This is a genomic window from Stenotrophomonas sp. CCNWLW57 (assembly GCF_037203925.1).
GTDB classification, from domain to species: domain Bacteria; phylum Pseudomonadota; class Gammaproteobacteria; order Xanthomonadales; family Xanthomonadaceae; genus Stenotrophomonas; species Stenotrophomonas rhizophila_A.
Map to the genome: position 1 here is coordinate 279,671 of NZ_JBBCBJ010000003.1, position 17,834 is coordinate 297,504.

The 17,834-nt window shown below is 69.7% G+C and carries 16 protein-coding genes; 10 read left to right on the forward strand and 6 right to left on the reverse strand.

The genetic code is table 11. The annotated features are described in order from the left end of the window. Positions 1-15 precede the first annotated feature (15 nt). From V9K91_RS09135 to V9K91_RS09155, 5 genes are all read right to left on the reverse strand, one after another. A complete protein-coding gene (locus tag V9K91_RS09135) occupies positions 16-1,656 on the reverse strand; it encodes an MFS transporter (protein WP_336443100.1) in 1,641 nt (546 codons plus the stop codon). Continuing rightward, positions 1,650-2,948 (reverse strand): alginate export family protein, encoded by a 1,299-nt coding sequence (locus V9K91_RS09140; RefSeq protein WP_095363914.1) that lies wholly within the window; start codon positions 2,946-2,948, stop codon positions 1,650-1,652. The genes V9K91_RS09135 and V9K91_RS09140 overlap by 7 nt, the downstream gene beginning before the upstream one ends. Beyond that, entirely contained in the window at positions 2,927-4,765 is a 1,839-nt protein-coding gene (locus tag V9K91_RS09145) for an amidohydrolase (RefSeq protein WP_176472667.1), read from the reverse strand. Before V9K91_RS09145 ends, V9K91_RS09140 begins: the two co-directional genes overlap by 22 nt. A gap of 124 nt (positions 4,766-4,889) precedes the next feature. Continuing rightward, positions 4,890-5,294, reverse strand: coding sequence for a DoxX family protein (locus V9K91_RS09150; RefSeq protein WP_095363912.1), 405 nt, complete (start codon positions 5,292-5,294; stop codon positions 4,890-4,892). 2 nt (positions 5,295-5,296) lie between these two features. Beyond that, the gene (locus tag V9K91_RS09155) at positions 5,297-5,953 is read right to left on the reverse strand and encodes a hydrolase (protein WP_095363911.1); all 657 of its coding nucleotides are present in this window, start codon (positions 5,951-5,953) and stop codon (positions 5,297-5,299) included. Positions 5,954-6,136: 183 nt separating this feature from the next. Here V9K91_RS09155 and V9K91_RS09160 point away from each other — a divergent pair, with 183 nt between their 5' ends. Then, positions 6,137-6,793, forward strand: coding sequence for a response regulator transcription factor (locus V9K91_RS09160; RefSeq protein ID WP_068852421.1), 657 nt, complete (start codon positions 6,137-6,139; stop codon positions 6,791-6,793). Between the two features lie 17 nt (positions 6,794-6,810). On the opposite strand, the gene V9K91_RS09165 is transcribed toward V9K91_RS09160, so the two are convergent. After that, on the reverse strand, positions 6,811-8,004 hold the full coding sequence (locus V9K91_RS09165) for an MFS transporter (protein WP_336443101.1): 1,194 nt from the start codon (positions 8,002-8,004) through the stop codon (positions 6,811-6,813). A gap of 96 nt (positions 8,005-8,100) precedes the next feature. Here V9K91_RS09165 and V9K91_RS09170 point away from each other — a divergent pair, with 96 nt between their 5' ends. From V9K91_RS09170 to V9K91_RS09210, 9 genes are all read left to right on the forward strand, one after another. After that, complete coding sequence (locus V9K91_RS09170) at positions 8,101-9,048, forward strand: LysR family transcriptional regulator (RefSeq protein ID WP_336443102.1); 948 nt, start codon at positions 8,101-8,103, stop codon at positions 9,046-9,048. Between the two features lie 28 nt (positions 9,049-9,076). Beyond that, positions 9,077-10,423: an Nramp family divalent metal transporter gene (locus V9K91_RS09175; protein WP_336443103.1), complete on the forward strand. Its 1,347-nt coding sequence runs from the start codon at positions 9,077-9,079 to the stop codon at positions 10,421-10,423. Between the two features lie 89 nt (positions 10,424-10,512). After that, positions 10,513-11,352: a class I SAM-dependent methyltransferase gene (locus tag V9K91_RS09180; protein WP_336443104.1), complete on the forward strand. Its 840-nt coding sequence runs from the start codon at positions 10,513-10,515 to the stop codon at positions 11,350-11,352. Between the two features lie 133 nt (positions 11,353-11,485). Further along, positions 11,486-13,282 carry an FAD-binding protein gene (locus tag V9K91_RS09185; protein ID WP_210132689.1) on the forward strand — a complete coding sequence of 599 codons (1,797 nt, stop codon included), beginning with the start codon at positions 11,486-11,488 and terminating at the stop codon, positions 13,280-13,282. Between the two features lie 58 nt (positions 13,283-13,340). Beyond that, a complete protein-coding gene (locus V9K91_RS09190) occupies positions 13,341-15,224 on the forward strand; it encodes a DUF885 domain-containing protein (protein WP_336443105.1) in 1,884 nt (627 codons plus the stop codon). A gap of 123 nt (positions 15,225-15,347) precedes the next feature. Further along, positions 15,348-16,145: a DUF2092 domain-containing protein gene (locus V9K91_RS09195; protein ID WP_093535792.1), complete on the forward strand. Its 798-nt coding sequence runs from the start codon at positions 15,348-15,350 to the stop codon at positions 16,143-16,145. Positions 16,146-16,638: 493 nt separating this feature from the next. After that, positions 16,639-16,806, forward strand: a complete 168-nt coding sequence (locus tag V9K91_RS09200; protein ID WP_167693281.1) for a hypothetical protein — start codon at positions 16,639-16,641, stop codon at positions 16,804-16,806. Further along, on the forward strand, positions 16,803-17,618 hold the full coding sequence (locus V9K91_RS09205) for a hypothetical protein (protein ID WP_336443106.1): 816 nt from the start codon (positions 16,803-16,805) through the stop codon (positions 17,616-17,618). Before V9K91_RS09200 ends, V9K91_RS09205 begins: the two co-directional genes overlap by 4 nt. A gap of 30 nt (positions 17,619-17,648) precedes the next feature. Then, positions 17,649-17,825, forward strand: a complete 177-nt coding sequence (locus tag V9K91_RS09210; protein ID WP_176472661.1) for a hypothetical protein — start codon at positions 17,649-17,651, stop codon at positions 17,823-17,825. The last annotated feature ends 9 nt before the right edge of the window (positions 17,826-17,834 follow it).

Below are 17,834 nucleotides of genomic sequence, written 5' to 3' on the forward strand. Positions count from 1 at the left end.
GTTAAGAAGATGCCATCAACCCAATGCCGGATGCTCGTGACCGTGCTGCAACGCCTTCAAGGCGCCGGTGCCGCCTACGAAATGGCGCACGATCGGCGCATGCTCGTTGCGGTGCAGCGCCCTGACCTTCTCCTGCAGGATCCGGTCTTCAGCGGTGACCCGCTCATGCTGGCGCAGGTGCTCGATCCAGGACGGGGTCACGAAATATTCCAGGTGGATGCCTGGCGTGGCCACGTCCTCGGCCACGCCCCAGATCACCGCGCCATCGCGGCGGCGGGTACGGCCGAGCTCACCGAGCAGCGCATGGAACGCGGCGCGGTCGGCATCATCGATGTGGTACTCCACCGTCACCAGCACCGGGCCGCGGTCGTGGGTGACCGGCACCGCCAGCTCGGGCGCAGGCCAATGCCCGGCCGGGCGCAGGTCCAGTTCCTCGCTGCCGGCGATGCGCACGCGCCACACCAGCAACCCGCCGATCACCGCGCCCACCGCCGCGAGGGTCAGCGCCAGCGGAATCGAGGTGCGCTGGGCAATGCTGCCCCAGCTCAACCCACCGGCAGCCATGCCCAGCGAGAACACCATGATGTACAGCGACAGCGCACGCGCCCGCACCCACGCCGGCACCGCGGTCTGCGCGGCGATCTGCAGCGAGGACAGCACCGTGATCCAGGCAAACCCGTTCACCAGCATCGCCAGCGGCAGCAATGCCATGTGCCGCAGCCAGGCCAGCCCGAACAGGCTCAGCGCGCAGGCGAGCGTGGCCAGCAGCACCAGCAGGTCACGGTCCAGCCGCGCGCGCAGGCTCGGCAGCACCAGCGCGCCGCTGACCGCACCGATGCCGATGCAGCCCAGCAGCAGCCCGTACGTGCCTGCCCCGCCGTGCAGTTCGCTGCGTACCACCAGCGGCAGCAGCGCGGTCACCGCGCTGGCGAAGAAGAAGAACCCGGCCGACTTGATCAGTACCGCCTGCAGGCGGCCGGCGCGCAACGCGTAGCGCACGCCGGCGCGCAGCCCGGCACCGAAGCCTTCTGGCGGCAAGGCGGAGGCAAGCGCATCGGGTCTCCAGTTGAACAGCACCCACAGCATGGCCGCGAAACTCAGTGCGTTCAGGCCGAACGCCCACCCCGCGCCCAGCTGCGCCACGATCAGGCCGCCGATGGCCGGGCCGAGCGAGCGCGCGATGTTGATGCCGATCGAATTCAACGCCACCGCGGATGCCAGCATCGGCCGCGGCACCAGCTCGGACACGATGGCGGCCTGTGCCGGCATCGCCATGGCCGCGCCACAGCCCATCGCGAAGGTCAGCAGGACCAGCAGCGGGGGCGTGAGCATGCCCAGTGCCGTCAGGGTGGCCAGCGTGGCGGCCACCAGCAGCATCCAGCCCTGGGTGAAAAGCAGGTAGCGCCGACGGTCGACGATGTCGGCCAACGTGCCGGCGACCAGCGCCAGCAGCACCACCGGCACCGTGGTGGCCGACTGCACCAGCGCCACCATCAGCGGCGATCCGGTGCGCTCGGCCATCACCCAGGCGGCGGCAACGTCATTGACCCAGGTGCCGACGTTGCTGCCCAGGATGGCCAGCCACATCGCGCGGAACAGCCGGATCTTCAGCGGCGACCACGCGCCGGGGGCCGCGTCTTCGTGTGTGTTTACCATTGCCATGCTCCTACTACCGATGCAAACAGGGTGTCGCGGCCGCCGGCCGCGCGCAGGCCGGGACCGGCCTCGAACCAGGCCAGCTGGCCTTTCCAGGTCCAGTGGTCACTGGCCTCCCAGCTGGTTTCCCACTTGTACTGCTGGCCGATGCGACGCGGCGTGCCGGCCGTGCCCGGCACCGCGGCCAGTGGCGCCGGCGTGGTGTAGACCGCGTCGCTGCGGCGGTGCTTCCACGCCAGCTGCCAGCCGATGTCGGTGGTCAGGCCGGGGCGCAGGGTCAACGTCAGCGTCGGCTGCACGTCCATCAGGTTGGCCGGCGCCAGCAGGCTGGCTTCGCTGAAGTACGCAGACTTGGGGTACATCGCATTGAAGGTGTTCAAGCGGCCATCGCCGGGGTCCTGGTCGCCGCTGGCGATGTCCAGCTTGACGCCCAGCCGCGGCTGCCAGCGCCGCGCGGGCCAGCGCAGCCCGCTGTCGGTGGCCAGCGTCCAGGCGCGGATCGCCAGGTTGCCCTGGGCACGCGACAGGGTGCCGCGCTGCGCGACCAGCTCGATGTTGGCGTCCCAGCGTGGCTGCAGCACGAAGGCGCGCGTGCCGAGCGAGGTACGGCGTTCGTCGCCGACCGCGCTGGCGAAGCGTGCGCCATCGCGACCGTAGTCGAGCACGTACAGGTCGATGCCGGTGCCCGGCCGCCCAGGCTGCCAGGTGGCGTAGCTGCCGAGCAGGTACTGGCCACGGTCGCCGCGGTCATCGAAGGCGCCGCTGCGGTTGTCGACCGGGCGCAGCGCCATCACGTCGAGCTTCAGTGCGCCCTGTTGCCACCGCCCGCGCACGCCATCGAACGCCAGCCGGATGTTGGGCCCATCGCGCACCGAAAGCAGGCGCGAGCTGCCATAAGCGGCCTCCTGCCGGCCGAGCTGCCACGTTGCATGGTCGCCCTGCCAGCGCACGAAGCCCTGCTGCAGGTCGAGCGCGCCCTGGTCGGTGCCGCCGGGCCCGCCGGCGCGCCCCTGCTCTGCGTGCACGCCAAGCTGCACCAGCCCATCCCAGCGACCGCGGTGCGCCGCCACCGACCCCAGCGCGCGCAGCAGGCCGTATCCGTCCTCTCTACCCTGTATGCCGAACCGGGTCGGGTCGTAATACATGCCCCGCAGGCGCAGCGAGGCATCCACCTGCACGTCGCCGCCGCCGTCCAGCGCGATGCAGCGACCGGTATCGCCAGGTGTGCAGGCAGATGCCAGCGACGGCAGTGCCGTCGCCAACGCCAGGCTCAGAACGCGAAGCACGAACATCCCAGTGCGCCCCAGAACGCAGTGGGCGCGTCGGTCGGCACCGGGTGCGCCGTTGCATGGCCGTGGCCGTGGGTGCGGCAGGCGCCGCCGTGGGCGTGCGCATGCGCGACCAGGCCGGTGGCGGCACCGCCCACGTGGTACCCGCCAAAGCGGTTCACCGGCGACCAGTCCGGCATCGCCGGAGGAAGGGTCGGCGCAAGCGGAGCAAAGTCGCCATCGCCGTGCACCACCCGCCCGCCGACCACGGTCAGCACGCTGGTGATATCGGCGATGCCGGCATCGTCCACCGCGAAGAAGTCCGACGAGAGCACGCAGAAGTCGGCCAGCTGGCCGACCGCCAGCGTGCCCTTGCGGCCCTCGTCGCCGGAGAACCAGGCACTGCCCTGGGTCCACAGCCGCAGCGCCTCTTCGCGCTCGAGCAGGTTCTCTTCGCCATACAGCGCCAGTCCGCCGACGGTGCGACCGGTGACCAGCCAGGACAGCGCCACCCACGGGTTGTAGCTGGCCACGCGGGTGGCGTCGGTACCGGCACCGACCGGAACGCCGGCCTGCAGCATGCGCCGTACCGGAGGCGTGTGGCGTGCGGCGTCGGCGCCGTAGCGCTGCACGAACGCCTCGCCCTGGTAGGCCATGCGGTGCTGGATTGCCAGGCCACCGCCCAGCGCGCGGATGCGCTCGATGTTGCGGGGGGTGATGGTTTCGGCGTGGTCGATGAACCAGTGCAGGCCATCGAACGGGATCTCGCGGTTGACCTGCTCGTACACATCCAGGATGCGGTCGATGCTCTCGTCATAGGTGGCATGGATGCGGAACGGCCAGCGCTTTTCCACCAGCAGCTTGACCACTTCCTCCAGTTCCGGCTCCATGCCCGGCGGCAGTTCCGGTCGCGGCTCGTTGAACAGTTCGAAGTCGGCCGCGGAGAACACCAGCATCTCGCCCGCACCGTTGTGGCGCAGCAGGTCGTCGCCCTGGCGCGGGGCCAGGATCTCGCTCCAGTGCTGGAAGTCCTGCGCTTCCTTGCCCTTGTTCTGGGTGAACAGGTTGTAGGCGATGCGCACCGTGAGTTCACCGTCGCGATGCAGCTGCTCGATGACCTGGTAGTCCTCGGGGTAATTCTGGAAGCCACCGCCGGCATCGATCACCGAGGTGATCCCCAGCCGGTTCAGCTCGCGCATGAAATGCCGCGTCGAGTTGGCCTGGTACTCGATCGGCAGGCGCGGCCCCTTGGCCAGCGTCGCGTAGAGGATCAGTGCGTTGGGCTTGGCCAGCAGCAGCCCGGTGGGATTGCCCAGGCTGTCGCGCACGATCTGCCCGCCCGGCGGGTCCGGCGTGGTCTTGTCGTAGCCGCAGGCGCGCAGCGCGGCGCGGTTGAGCAGCGCGCGGTCGTACAGGTGCAGCAGGAACACCGGCGTATCCGGCGCGATGGCGTTGAGCTCGGCCAGCGTCGGCAGGCGTTTCTCCACGAACTGCTCGGCGGTGAATCCGCCCACCACCCGCACCCACTGCGGAGCCGGCGTGATGTCGACCTGCGCCTTGAGCATGGCCATGGCGTCGGCCAGCGAGCGCAGCCCGTCCCAGCGCAGTTCCAGGTTGTAGTTGAGGCCACCACGGATCAGGTGCGTGTGGCTGTCGTTGAGCCCGGGCACCAGGCGGCGGCCGCCCGCGTCGATCACCGTTGCCTCGGCCAGTCCGGCGCGCACCTCGGCTTCGGCGCCGATCGCGGCGATGCGCCCGTCCACCACCGCCAGTGCGTCGGCCTGCGGCAGGCGCGGGTCCAGCGTGGTGATGCGGGCATTGCGGATGAGCAGCGTGGTCATGGGTTTCTCCGGGTGCGTGGCGAAGGCGCGACCGGCCAGGCCCAGCGCCATCGCGGCGCCGGCGCCGAGCAGTAGGTCGCGGCGTGCAGGAAGGGGCGGATCAGGGGACATGGGGACACTCCGCTCACGTCGAATGCAGCGCAAGGGCGCCGGGGCCAGCCAAGGCAATGGCCGACAGGGCCAGTGTCCAGAACAACGGATACTCGATCCCGCCCCGCATCCAGAACCAGCCCTTGGGCAGGGCCAGCACGGCGGTCATGCCCAGGAACAGCGCGCCCACCGTGGCGGCGGGGCGGGCCTGCCAGCCGATCAGCACGGCCAGGCCGGAAAGCACCTGCACCACGGCCAGCAGCAGTGGCACCGGTGCCGGCGCCGGCAGGTGGTACCCGCGCAGTTCCTCGGCAAAACCGGCCAGCCCGGGACCCCCGAACCAGCCGAACAGCTTGCCCAGCGCGTGCGGCAGCAGGAATCCGCCTGCCGCCAGCCGCAGCACCAGCAGCCCCACATCCAGGCCGGTGGCGCCGCCCATGCTCAGTGGCCGCCTTCCTGTGCGCCGAACATGCTCTTGGCGTACTGGATGCCCAAGCCATAGCCACCGGCGTGTTCGCGGGCGATGCCGGTGGTGAGGTCGTAGGTGGCGCTGCGGCCCCAGTCGCGCTGCAGCTCAAGCAGGTACTGCACCGAGGTAAGCGGCACCGCGCCGGCCTGGACCATGCGGGTGACCGCACGCTCGTGCGCTTCGTCGCTGACATCGCCGCAGGCGTCGGTGATCACATACACCTCGAAGCCCTGGTCGATCGCCGACAGCGCCGGCCCGACGATGCAGACGCTGGTCCACAGGCCGGCGATGACCACGCGCTGCGTGCCGATGCGGTTGATCTCATCGATCACCGCCTGGTCTTCCCAGCAGTTCATCGAGGTGCGGTCGAACACCTTCTGGCCGGGGAAGACAGGCGCGATCTCCGGGAACATCGGGCCGGAGAATGACTTTTCGGCCACGGTGGTCAGCACCACCGGCACCTTGAAGCCGGCGGCACCCTTGGCGATCAGCGCGACATTGTTGCGCAGCGCGGCGACATCGATGGTGCGCGTGGCGAACGCCATCTGCGACTGGAAGTCGATCAGCACCAGGGCGTGGTCGGCGGGCGATAGCAGCGAGGCGCCGGGAACGGCGGTGGCGGTGGTCATGGGAAATCCTTGGTGGGCGGGTAAGGCCATGGTGGCGGCCGCGGCCCGGTTGCCCTACCCCCCTTGGGTGGTGAACGCAGCTACTCTTTTGGGGGAGGCGCTCACCCGAAAGAGGGGGCGTAGCCGGCCCCGCGCCTGCGACAATCCTCGCCTGGCGCTGGCGGCGCACCCTGGAGATTCCGCATGACCCCTTCCTCCCCGTCGATCGGCATTCTGGTGGTCGACGACCATCCCCTGCTGCGCGATGGCCTGGCTGCCCTGCTGGACATGCAGCCGGACATGCGCCTGCTCGGGGAAGCCGCCGATGGCGAGGAGGCCGTGGCCCAGTACCTGGCCCTGCACCCGGACGTGGTGCTGATGGACCTGCAGCTGCCCGGCGTGGATGGCGTGGAAGCGATCACCCGCATCCGCCACCACGACCCGCGCGCGCGCATCATCGTGCTCACCACCTACCGTGGCGATGTGCGGGCGGTGCGCGCGCTGCAGGCCGGGGCCAGCGGCTACCTGCTCAAGGACATGCTGCGCCACGAACTGGTGGACACCATCCGCACCGTGCACAGCGGCCGCCGCGCCGGCATTCCGGCCACCCTGGCCGCCAGCATCGCCGCGCACGTGGTGGAGGACAGCCTGTCCCCCCGCGAAACCGAAGTGCTGGGCCACGTCGCCAGCGGTCGCTCGAACAAGGGCATCGGCGAACAGATGCGCATCTCAGAACAGACGGTGAAGGCGCACATGAAGAACATCATGGAAAAGCTCGGGGCCCGCGACCGGACCCACGCGGTCACCCTGGCCCTCAAGCGCGGCATCATCAGCCTGGACGACGCCACCCACGACCGCTAGGGCCGGCAACCGCGGCCTCAGCGCATGCGCACCAGCAGGCTGGCGCCTGCCGACACGGTTGCCAGCGTCGCCACGCCCGGCCACCCGAAGTGCGCCAGCACCACCGCGCCCAGCGCACCACCGGCCGCCATGCCCAGGAATACCCCAGTGAACAACAGCGCATTGAGCCGGCTGCGCGCTTCCGGCGCCAGCCCATAGACCAGCGTCTGGTGCGAGACCAACGCGGCCTGGAAGCCAAAGTCGAACACCACCGCACTGATGGCCAGCAACGGTACGATGGCCACCCGCGGCAACCACGCATCCAGCAGCAGCATCGCAAAGCCCAGCAGCGCAATCCCGATGGCGATGCGCGCCACCGCGTGGCTGCCCAGCCGGTCGGCCCAGCGCCCGGCCAGCGGCGCCGCCAGCGCACCGGCTGCACCGGCAATGCCGAAGGCACCGGCCACCGCACTGCCCAGCTGGTAGCGGTCGTGCAGCATGACCGCCAACGTCGACCAGAACGCGCTGAAGCCCACGGCCAGCAGCCCCTGCGCGAACACCGCACGGCGCAGCTGCGGCTGTCCACGCCACAGGTGGGCCAGCGAACGCAGCAGCGCCGGATACCGCAACGACGTGGTCGGTGCCAGGTGCGGCAGCTCGCGCGCCAGTACCAGCGCCATCACCACCACCGAGCCGGCGGCAATACCGAACATCGCCCGCCAGCCCAGGGCCTCGGCGACCAGCCCGCTGGCCACGCGCGACAGCAGGATGCCCAGCAGCAGGCCGGTCATCACCTTGCCCACCACCGCGCCGCGTTCGGCTTCCGGCGCCAGCATCGCCGCCGAGGGCACCACGTCCTGGGCAACGGTGGCCATCAACCCGATCAGCAGGCTGGCCAGCAGCAGGGTTGGCAGGCTGCCCGACAGCGCGGCGCCGGCCAGCGCGGCGGCCAGCACCAGCGACTTGAGCAGGATCAGCTGCCGGCGGTCGACCCGGTCGCCCAGCGGCGCCAGCAGCAGGATGCCCAACGCGTAGCCCAGCTGGGTCAGGGTCGGGACCATGCCCGTGGACTGCGCGTCGCTGCCCAGCCCGCTGGCGATGACGCCCAGCATCGGCTGGCTGTAGTAGATCGAGGCCACCGAAAACCCGGCCCCGGCCGCCATCGCGACGATCAGCCGCGACGGCACCGCAGGCCGGGGGACGGCGACCGCCGGAATATGCACGCTGGACATGAGCCACTCCACGCCTGAAGAAAGTGGCGCCAGCATCCTCCTTGCACAGGAAGGCGTGTAGTAGGCTTCGGTACATATCCATCATACGAAGGTTGTATGAGCACTTCCTCCGCGGCACCGGGTGCGGACCGTATCGACCTGCTGGCCACCTTTGTCCGCATCGTCGAAAGCGGCAGCCTCTCCGCCGCCGCCGTACAGCTCGGCACCACCCAGCCCACCGTCAGCCGCCGCCTGCAGACACTGGAACGGCTGTTCGGCCTGCACCTGATCAAGCGTTCCACCCACCAGATGACGCTGACCGAAGACGGCGAGCGCTGCTATGCGCACGCCCGGGCCCTGGTCGACGACTGGGACGCGATCCAGGCCGACCTGCGTGGTGACGTGGACGTGCCACGCGGGCGCCTGCGCGTGGTGGTGCCACATGCCTTCGGCCAGGCCCAGCTGCTGGAACCGATGCTGCAGTTCATGGCACGCCATCCCCAGGTCACGCTGGAGTGGATGCTGGAAGACCAGCCGGTGGACTTCATTGCCGACGGGATCGACTGCGCCATCCGGGTGGGACGCGTGGAGGAACCGCAACTGGTGGCGGTTCCGCTGGCCGAAGTGCCGCGCATCGTCATCGCCGCGCCCTCGCTGCTGGAGGCGGCCGACCCACGCGACCCCACCCTGCTGCCCGGCCTGCCGTGGATCGCCCTGACCACCTTCTACCGCGACCGTTTCACCCTGCTGCCGGCCGATGACGGTCCGGCGCTGCGGGTGGACATCCAGCCGCGCCTGCTCACCGACAACCTGTTCGTGGCGCGCCGCGCGGCGGTGTCCGGACTGGGCGCGGCGGTGGTGTCGGCGTGGCTGGTGGGCGATGACCTGCGCGACGGCCGGCTGGTGCAGCTGGTGCCCGGCTGGGAGGCGCCGCCATTGCCGGTGCATCTGGTGTACCCGGCCGCGCGCCAGATGCCCTCGCGGCTGCGCGCCTTCATCGATGCCATGAAGGCCAGCCTGCCGCATACCCATGGCATGCGTTCGTGGCCGATGCCCTCACCTTGATAACATAGCCTCTGCTATATTCGGTCGCATGAGCGCGGACCCCACCTCCCCGACCACCAGCGCATGGCCGCAGGCCACCGGCGATCGCCCCAGCCTGGGCGAGATGCACGCCAGCGTGGCCGTGCCCAGGGGCGGCCACTGGTGGTTCCGGCTGCTGGCCTTCCTGGGCCCCGGCTACATGGTGTCGGTGGGTTACATGGACCCGGGCAACTGGGCCACCGATATCGCCGGTGGCGCGCAGTTCGGCTACCTGCTGCTGTCGGTGATCCTGCTCTCCAACCTGATGGCCATCGTGCTGCAGGGGTTGTCGGCACGCCTGGGCATCGCCACCGGGCGCGATCTGGCGCAGGCCTGCCGCGACCATTTCTCCAGACCGGTGAATCTGTGCCTGTGGGTGCTGTGCGAGATCGCGATCATCGCCTGCGACCTGGCCGAGGTGATCGGCACCGCCATCGCGCTCAAGCTGCTGTTCGGGTTGCCGCTGATGATGGGCGCGATCATCACCGCCGTGGACGTGGTGCTGGTGCTGTGGCTGATGCACCGTGGCTTCCGCGCGCTGGAAGCGTTCGTGATTGCCCTGCTGCTGGTGATCTTCGCCTGCTTCGCGGTGCAGATCGCGCTGGCCGCGCCGCCGCTGCAGGCGGTGCTGGGCGGGTTCATCCCGCGCGCGGAGGTGGTCACCAACCCGCATGCGCTGTACCTGGCCATCGGCATCATCGGGGCCACGGTGATGCCGCACAACCTGTACCTGCATTCGTCCATCGTGCAGACCCGTGCCTACCCGCGCACCGACAGCGGCCGGCGCAGCGCGCTGCGCTGGGCGGTGACCGACAGCACCATCGCGTTGATGCTGGCATTGTTCATCAACGCCTCGATCCTGATCCTGGCCGCGGCGGTGTTCCATGCCAACGGGCGCACCGATGTGCAGGAGATTGAACAGGCCCATGAGCTGCTGGCGCCGATGCTGGGGGTCGGGCTGGCATCGATCTTGTTCGCCGTGGCGCTGCTCGCCTCGGGCATCAACTCCACGGTGACCGCCACCCTGGCCGGGCAGATCGTGATGGAGGGCTTCCTGCGCCTGCGCATCGCGCCCTGGGCGCGCCGCCTGCTGACCCGTGGCATCGCCATCGTGCCGGTGGTGATCGTCACCGCGATCTATGGCGAACAGGGAACGGCGCGGCTGCTGGTGCTGAGCCAGGTGGTGTTGTCGATGCAACTGCCATTTGCGGTGATTCCGCTGGTGATGTTCGTCGGTGACAAGGCACGGATGGGCACGCTGGTCGCGCCGCGGTGGCTGTTGACGCTGGCCTGGGTGATTGCCGCGGTGATCGTGGTGCTCAACGTGAAGCTGTTGACCGGGACGTTGATGGGGTGATCCGGGGTGATGCGCAGGCCCCGCCTGGCGCTTGACCTCAATCACGGTTGAGGTGGCACAGTGCGCGGAATCCTCCCGGAATCCCCAGCATGCCCCACGCCGCATCCCCGCCTTCGCAGCACGACCTCTGGAACGGCCCGGCCGGCGATGCCTGGGTACAGGCGCAGTCGCTGCTCGACGGCATGTTCGCCGGCTTCGAGCCGGTTCTTGCCGATCCCATTGCCACCGAGCCCGATGCGCGCGTGCTGGACGTCGGCTGCGGCACCGGGGCGCTCTGCCTGACCATTGCCGATCGGCTGGGTCCGCAGGGCCGCTGCAGCGGGGTGGATATTTCCGCGCCGATGATCGCCGTGGCGCGCGAGCGGGCGCTGGCGGCGGGCAAGGCTATCGATTTCACCGTGGGCGATGCCCAGCAGCATCCCTTTGCCCCCGCCAGCCTGGACCGCATCGTGTCGCGGTTCGGGGTGATGTTCTTCGATGATCCGGTGCGCGCGTTCGGCAACCTGCGGCGGGCGCTTCGGCGTGGTGGCCGCCTGCATGCCATTGCCTGGCGCAGTCCGGCCGATAATCCGTTCATGACCACCGCCGAGCGCGCGGCAGCGTCGCTGCTGACCCTGCCGGCGCGGGCCGAAGGTGGGCCGGGACAGTTTGCGTTCGCCGATGCAGGCGTCGTGCGGAAGATCCTGGATGACAGTGGTTGGGATCACATCGACATCGCCCCGCTCGACGTGGAATGCAGCATCGCCCGCGACGCCCTGCCGACCTACGTGTCGTTGCTGGGACCGGTCGGACAGGCACTGCGCGCCGAAGGGCTGGATCCGGACGTCCGGCAGGGGGTGCTGTCGACCGTGGTCGACGCGTTCGCACCGTTCGTGCGGGGTGATCGGGTGGTGTTCACCGCCGCGTGCTGGTCGATCCGGGCCGCGTGACCGCGAACCGGCCAACACCCACGTCACCCCGCGGCCGCCATTCGTCCCGGGTGACCGTCATTCGGCCCCAGCCCAATGACAGCAAGGGTTGACGGGCACATGCTGGGTTCATCACCCCTTGCCTGTGACTGCCATGAAACGTCGTGACTGCCTGAAAGCCGGCCTTGCCCTGCCCTTGCTCCCGCTGGTTCAAAAAGCGGCCGCAGGCAATTCAACCGGGTCACGCAACGCTCTCTCTCGTGCCCGTCCCGGTGCCGCCGGGTGGCCCTCTGCCAGCGAATGGGACCAGCTCTCCAACGCCGTCGGTGGACGGTTGTCGATCCCGGTGTCGCCCTTCCTCGGCGATGCCGGCACCCGCGCCGAGGCACTGGCGCAGATCCAGAACCCGTTCTTCATCGGCGACCAGCCTGGGTTGACCCAGACCAGTGGCTACCACGGGGCCTGGCTGTCGCGGCCCAGCGCGCGGGTGGTGGCCGCCGCCAACAGCGCCGATGTGGCAGCGGCGGTCGACTTCGCGCGCCGGCACCGGCTGCGGCTGGTGGTCAAGGGCGGTGGGCACAGCTACCACGGCACCTCCTGCGCGCCGGATTCGCTGCTGGTATGGACCCGCGCCATGAACGCGGTGGAACTGCACGATGCCTTCGTGGCACAGGGCGCACCCGCCGGCACGGCCGCGCAGCCGGCGGTCAGCCTCGGTGCCGGGGCGATGTGGATCGATGCCTACGATGCGGTCACCACGCGCGGCGGCCGCTACGTCCAGGGCGGCGGCTGCACCTCGGTGGGCGTGACCGGTCTGGTCACCGGCGGCGGCTTCGGCAGCTTCTCCAAGGGCTTCGGCACCGCAGCGGCCAACCTGCTGGAAGCCGAAGTGGTCACTGCCGACGGCCGCGTGCGGGTGGTCAACGCGACCCAGGATCCCGAGCTATTCTGGGCGCTGAAGGGCGGCTGCGCCGGCAGCTTTGGCGTGGTGACCCGGATCACCCTGCGCACCCATGTACTGCCCGCCACGTTTGGCGGGGTGTCGATGAAGGTACGTGCCGACAGCGACGAAAGCTTCCAGGCGCTGGCCGCCGAAGTACTGCGCTTCTGCCGCGATGCCTTGTGCACGCCGCAGTGGGGCGAACAGCTGCGCTTCGACAGCCATCGCACCTTCGGGGCGTCGATGGTGTTCCAGGGGCTGAGCCAGGAACAGGCCGCCGCGGTGTGGGCCCCGTTTGAAGCGTGGGTGGCCGCGCGCCCGCAATACACCGTGATCGATCCCCTGCAGGCGTTGGCGTTGCCCGCCCAGCACATGTGGGACGCGGACTTCTTCCGCAAGCATGCCCCGACGCTGATCGCCGACGACACCCGCGCGGGCGCGCCGGCCACCCACATGCTCTGGAAGGGCGACCAGGGCCAGGTGGGCTGGTACCTGCATGGCTATGCGTCGGCGTGGATGCCCTCGGCGCTGCTTGGCGATGCGCAGCGCGATGCGGCGGCAGCGGCGATCTGCACGGCGGCCGCACACATGCCGGTGGAACTGCACTGCAACAAGGGGCTGTTTGGCGCCCCGGCCGACGCCCTCGCCGCCAGCCGCGACACCGCGACCCATCCGGCGGTGCTGGATGCCTTCGCGCTGGCGCTGATCGGGAATGCCGGTGGCCCGGTGTACGCGGGCAGTGGCGGAACGGTGGATGAGGCCAAAGCCCGCGAAGGGGCAGCGCGGGTCGGGCGTTCCTACGCCGCCCTGCGCGCGGTGCTGCCGCGCGCACCGACCTATGTGTCCGAGTGCGACTTCTTCCAGCGCGACTGGCAGCAGTCGTTCTGGGGCCCGCATTACCCTCGCCTGCTGGCGGCCAAGCGGCGCTATGACCCGGACGGCCTGTTCGTGATCCATCACGGCGTGGGCAGCGAGGACTGGAGCGCCGATGGCTTCGAACGGCGCAGCTGACGCGGCGCCCGCACTGGCTTAGGCTGCGGGGCACCCGCCCGCTGCAGGAGTCCGCCCCGTGCCGTCGTTTACGCTCGCCGTCCCCGCCCTGCTCTGCCTCTCCATCGCCACCGCGCTGTTGCCGGTCACCGCCGCTGCACAGGCGGCACCCGCTACTGCAGGCGTGCCGCACGCGCAGAGCTTCAATGCACTGCTCGATGCGCAGACCATGGCCGCGATCAATGCCGATCCCGAACTGAAAACCCTGCTTGGGATCAGCGGCGACGGCGCGGCCGATACCTCCGACCGGCTCACCGACGTGTCGCTGGCCCAGCGTGAGGTCAACCGGCGCTTCCTGGCCGACAACCTGGCCGCGATCAAGGCCTGGAAGGGTGCACCGCTGGACCCGCAGCAACAGCTCAGCGACGGTCTGGCGCGCTGGTTCTACCAGGCACAGATCGACCTGATGGCGGTGCAGTGGGCCGCGGCGTGGCTGCCGGTGGGGGGCAGCACCTATGCGGTGGACCAGTTGTTCAGCCTGCCGGTGAACCTGCCGCAGTTCTTCGACAACCAGCACGCCGTCACCGATGTGACCACTGCGCGCCACTACATCGCCCGCCTGAACGCCATGGGCAGCAAGCTGGACCAGGTGCGCGCAAACGTGGACATGCAGGCCGCGCAGGGCGTGGTGCCGCCGGAACTGGCCCTGGCCGGCGCGGCCAGCCAGTTCCGCACGCTGCTCAAACCGGCCCCGGAGGGCAGCCTGTGGGTGGCTTCGCTGCAGCGCAAGCTGGACAAGCTGCAGGCGATTCCCGCCGCCGAGCGCGCCGCGCTGCTCGAACAGGCGAGCGTGGCCGTTCGCGATTCGGTCAACCCCGGCTACCAGCGCCTGCTCGACCGCGTGCAGGCACTGCAGGCCACCCACCCCGGCAACAAGGGCATGTGGGCGCTGCCACACGGCGATGCGTTCTATGACGCGGCCCTGCGCTGGTACACCAGCACCGACCTGGGCGCCGATGCCATCCACCAGATCGGCCTGGACGAAGTGGCGCGCCTGGAAATGAGCATGGACGCGCGCCTGCGCGAGATCGGCCTGCGCGATGGCACCGTGGCCGAGCGCATCCGGGCCCTGGGCGACGATCCGCGTTACCGCTACGCCGACAGCGATGCCGGCCGCAGGGAACTGATCGGCGACATCGAACAGCGCCTGCGTGACCTCGACCCGCTGCTGCCCACCTACTTCGGCCACCTGCCGCCGCAGAAGCTGCTGGTGCAGCCGGTGCCGGCGCACATGCAGGCCACCTCGCCCGGCGGCTACTACTACCCGCCGGCGATGGACGGCTCGCGCCCGGGCACCTTCTTCATCAACCTGGGTGACATGGCCTCCAACACCCGCTGGAGCACGCCCACCCTGACCTACCACGAGGGGTCGCCGGGCCACCACTTCCAGATCTCGATCGGGCAGACCCTGACCGACCTGCCACTGCTGCGCCGCAGCCTCAATCCCAGTGCGTTTTCCGAAGGCTGGGCACTGTATGCCGAGCAGCTGATGGCAGAAGCCGGCGTCTACCGCGACGACCCGGCCGGCGACATCGGCCGGCTGCAGGCCGAGATGTTCCGCTCGGTGCGCCTGGTAGTGGACACCGGCCTGCACCGCAAGCGCTGGACCCCCGAACAGGCCATCGCCTACATGCAGCAGAAGACCGGCATGAAGGCCTCGGACGTGCGCATCGAAGTGAACCGCTACCTGGTGCAGCCCGGCCAGGCCTCGTCCTACAAGATGGGCCAGCTGCGCCTGCTGGCGCTGCGCGCCAAGGCGCAGAAGCAGCTCGGCGATCGGTTCGACATCCGCGCCTTCCACGACCTGGTGCTGGGCAACGGCGCGCTGCCGATGACCGTGGTGGAGCAGGCAGTGGATGCATGGGTCGCCAGCGGCGGTGGCGATCCCCGGCGCGCTCCATGAGCGGAGCGCGGCTGCGTAGAAATACCTAGGCCGCCTCGGTGTAACTCCGCTTGTCCGCCCCGGTACGGGTGCGCAGAGTGAGGGCATGGCCACGTGGCTGGTTCCGCCCTACAGGAGAGCACCATGCGTCATTCCCTTGCGTGCCCGCTGCTTGCGCTGCTGATCGCCGCGCCGCTGCCCTGGCAGTCGGCCAGCGGCGCGCCACCTGCGCCGCGCGCGGCCGCATCCGCCACCGTGGACCCCGAGGCGGTGGCCGCACTGACCCGCATGGGCAAGGCGTTGCGCGCCCTGCCCCATTTCACGCTGACCGCCACCACGCGTACCGACTACGTGCTCGATGACGGACAGAAGCTCGCGCTGGCCGGCACGGTGGACTACAAGGTGCTCGGCCCGGACCGTTTCTTCGTCGAAGTCCGCAGCGACCACCAGCATCGCCAGCTGTTCTACGACGGTCACACGCTGACCATTCATTCGCCACGCCAGAAGTACTACGCCACGGTGGAGAACCTGGACCGCAGCAGCCAGGCGCTGCTCAGCGATTCGGCAACGCGGCTGGGCGTGGAGTTCCCGCTGGCGGACCTGTTCCTGTGGGGAACGCCGGGCTTTCCGACCGACGTGATCGAGTCGGCGCTGTTCGTGGGCAGTGAACGCGTGGACGGCGAAGCGACCCGCCATTACGCGTTCCGCCAACCCGGGGTGGACTGGCAGGTCTGGATTTCCGATGCCACCCACCTGCCGCGGCAACTGCTGATCACCAGCCACGCCGATCCCGCCCTGCCCGACTACCAGGCCACGCTGAAGTGGGACACCCGCCGTGCCGTGTCCGCCAACGAGCTGGTGTTCCGCCCCGACGGCGCCACACGGATCGCGTTCGTCCCGGTGGCACAGGCCGGCGATGCCGACGACAAGGGAGGGCTCTGACATGGCTGCCACGACTTCGCTGCGCACCGCGCTGCTTGCCGCGCTGGTCTGCACCACCACTGCCGGCCTGCTGGCCAGCGCCGACGCACAGGGCCGCCCCGGGCTGCGCGGCTTCGCGCATCCGTCGATCGCCAGCCACGGCGGGTTCGGTGGCGGGTTTGCCGGCGGCGGCCACGGCGGTTTCGCGCCGCATCCCGGGCCCGGCCCGCATCCGGGACCAGCTCCGGGACCGGGACCCGGCCCGGGCCCACACCCGGGTCCTGGCCCCCACCCTGGCCCCGGTCCTGGCCCGGGTCCTGGACCGCATCCCGGCCCTGGGCCTGGACCTGGACCTGGACCTGGACCTGGACCTGGACCTGGTCCCGGCCCGGGTCCCGGCCCCCATCCTGGACCTGGGCCACACCCCGGGCCCGGCCCGTATCCGCCTCCGCCTCCGCCTCCGCCACCGTACTGGGACCACCCGTTCTGGGATGCCGCCGCCGTCACCGCCGGAGTGGCGCTGACCGCTGCTGCGATAGGCTCGGTGGTGTATTCGCTGCCGGTCGACTGCAGCACCGTGGTCGTGGACGGCATCGGCTACCAGCAGTGCAGCAACGGCTGGTACCAGCCGCGCTACGTGGGGACCACGGTGCAGTACATCGTCGTGGACGCGCCGCGATGAACTGCCGTCTCGCCATGGCCGTCACCGTGATCGGTGGCGTGCTGGCGTGCGCGGGTGCGGGCGCGCAGAACGCGCCCGCGGCCTCGTCCACCGATGACATCGCGCGCAAGCTGGCCGATCCCGGTGCGGCGCTCATCTCCGTGCCGTTCCAGTACAACTACCTCGGCTCGGTCGGCCCAAGCGGCGACTTCCACAACCAGCAGCTCAAGATCCAGCCGGTGATCCCCTTTGTCGGCGAGCACGGCAAGTTCATCCTGAGGCCGATCCTGCCGATCCAGTGGAACCAGTACCCCCAGGACCGCAGCGGCATCGGCGACCTGTTCGTGCAGGGTTACTACATTCCGAAGACCGCGTCTGAAGCGCGTGGCACGGAGTTCGGCTTTGGTGCCGCCGCATTGCTCGACACCGCCTCCCACGACAGCCTGGGCAGTGGCAGGTATTCGCTCGGCCCGGCGTTCATCCTGGTGCACAAGACGCGCAACTGGACGGTCGGCGCGCTGGCCAACCATGTCTGGTCGATTGCCGGCGACAGCGACCGCGACGATGTGAGCAGCACCAGCGTGCAGCCGTTCGTGACCCGCAACCTGCCCGCCGGCTGGTCGGTCAGCATGACCTCGGAGACCAGCTATAACTGGAAGGCCGACAGCGGCAATGCGTGGACGGTGCCGCTGGGTGCCACCGTGTCCAAGGTGCTGCACCTGGGCAGAACCCCGATCAGCGTCGGCGCCGGCGGCTTCTACAACGTGGACCGGCCGCAGTATGCAAACCGCTGGAGCGCCCGCTTCATCGTGACGCTGGTGTTCCCGGAATAGCCCCCCGCGCCACTTCCTGCAGGTGCCGACATGCAAGCCCATCCCTGGTTTTGGTTCCTCTGCCTGTTCATCGTGCCGCTGGTGGCCGCGCTCGTGGTCAGCCTGGCGGTGCGCAAGCGCGGCATCAGCGCCAACGCCGTGCTGGCATGGTTCGTCCTGGTGTGCTGGATCGGGGCCCTTGCGGTCATTCTTTCCCAGGTGCTGTAACACCGCACC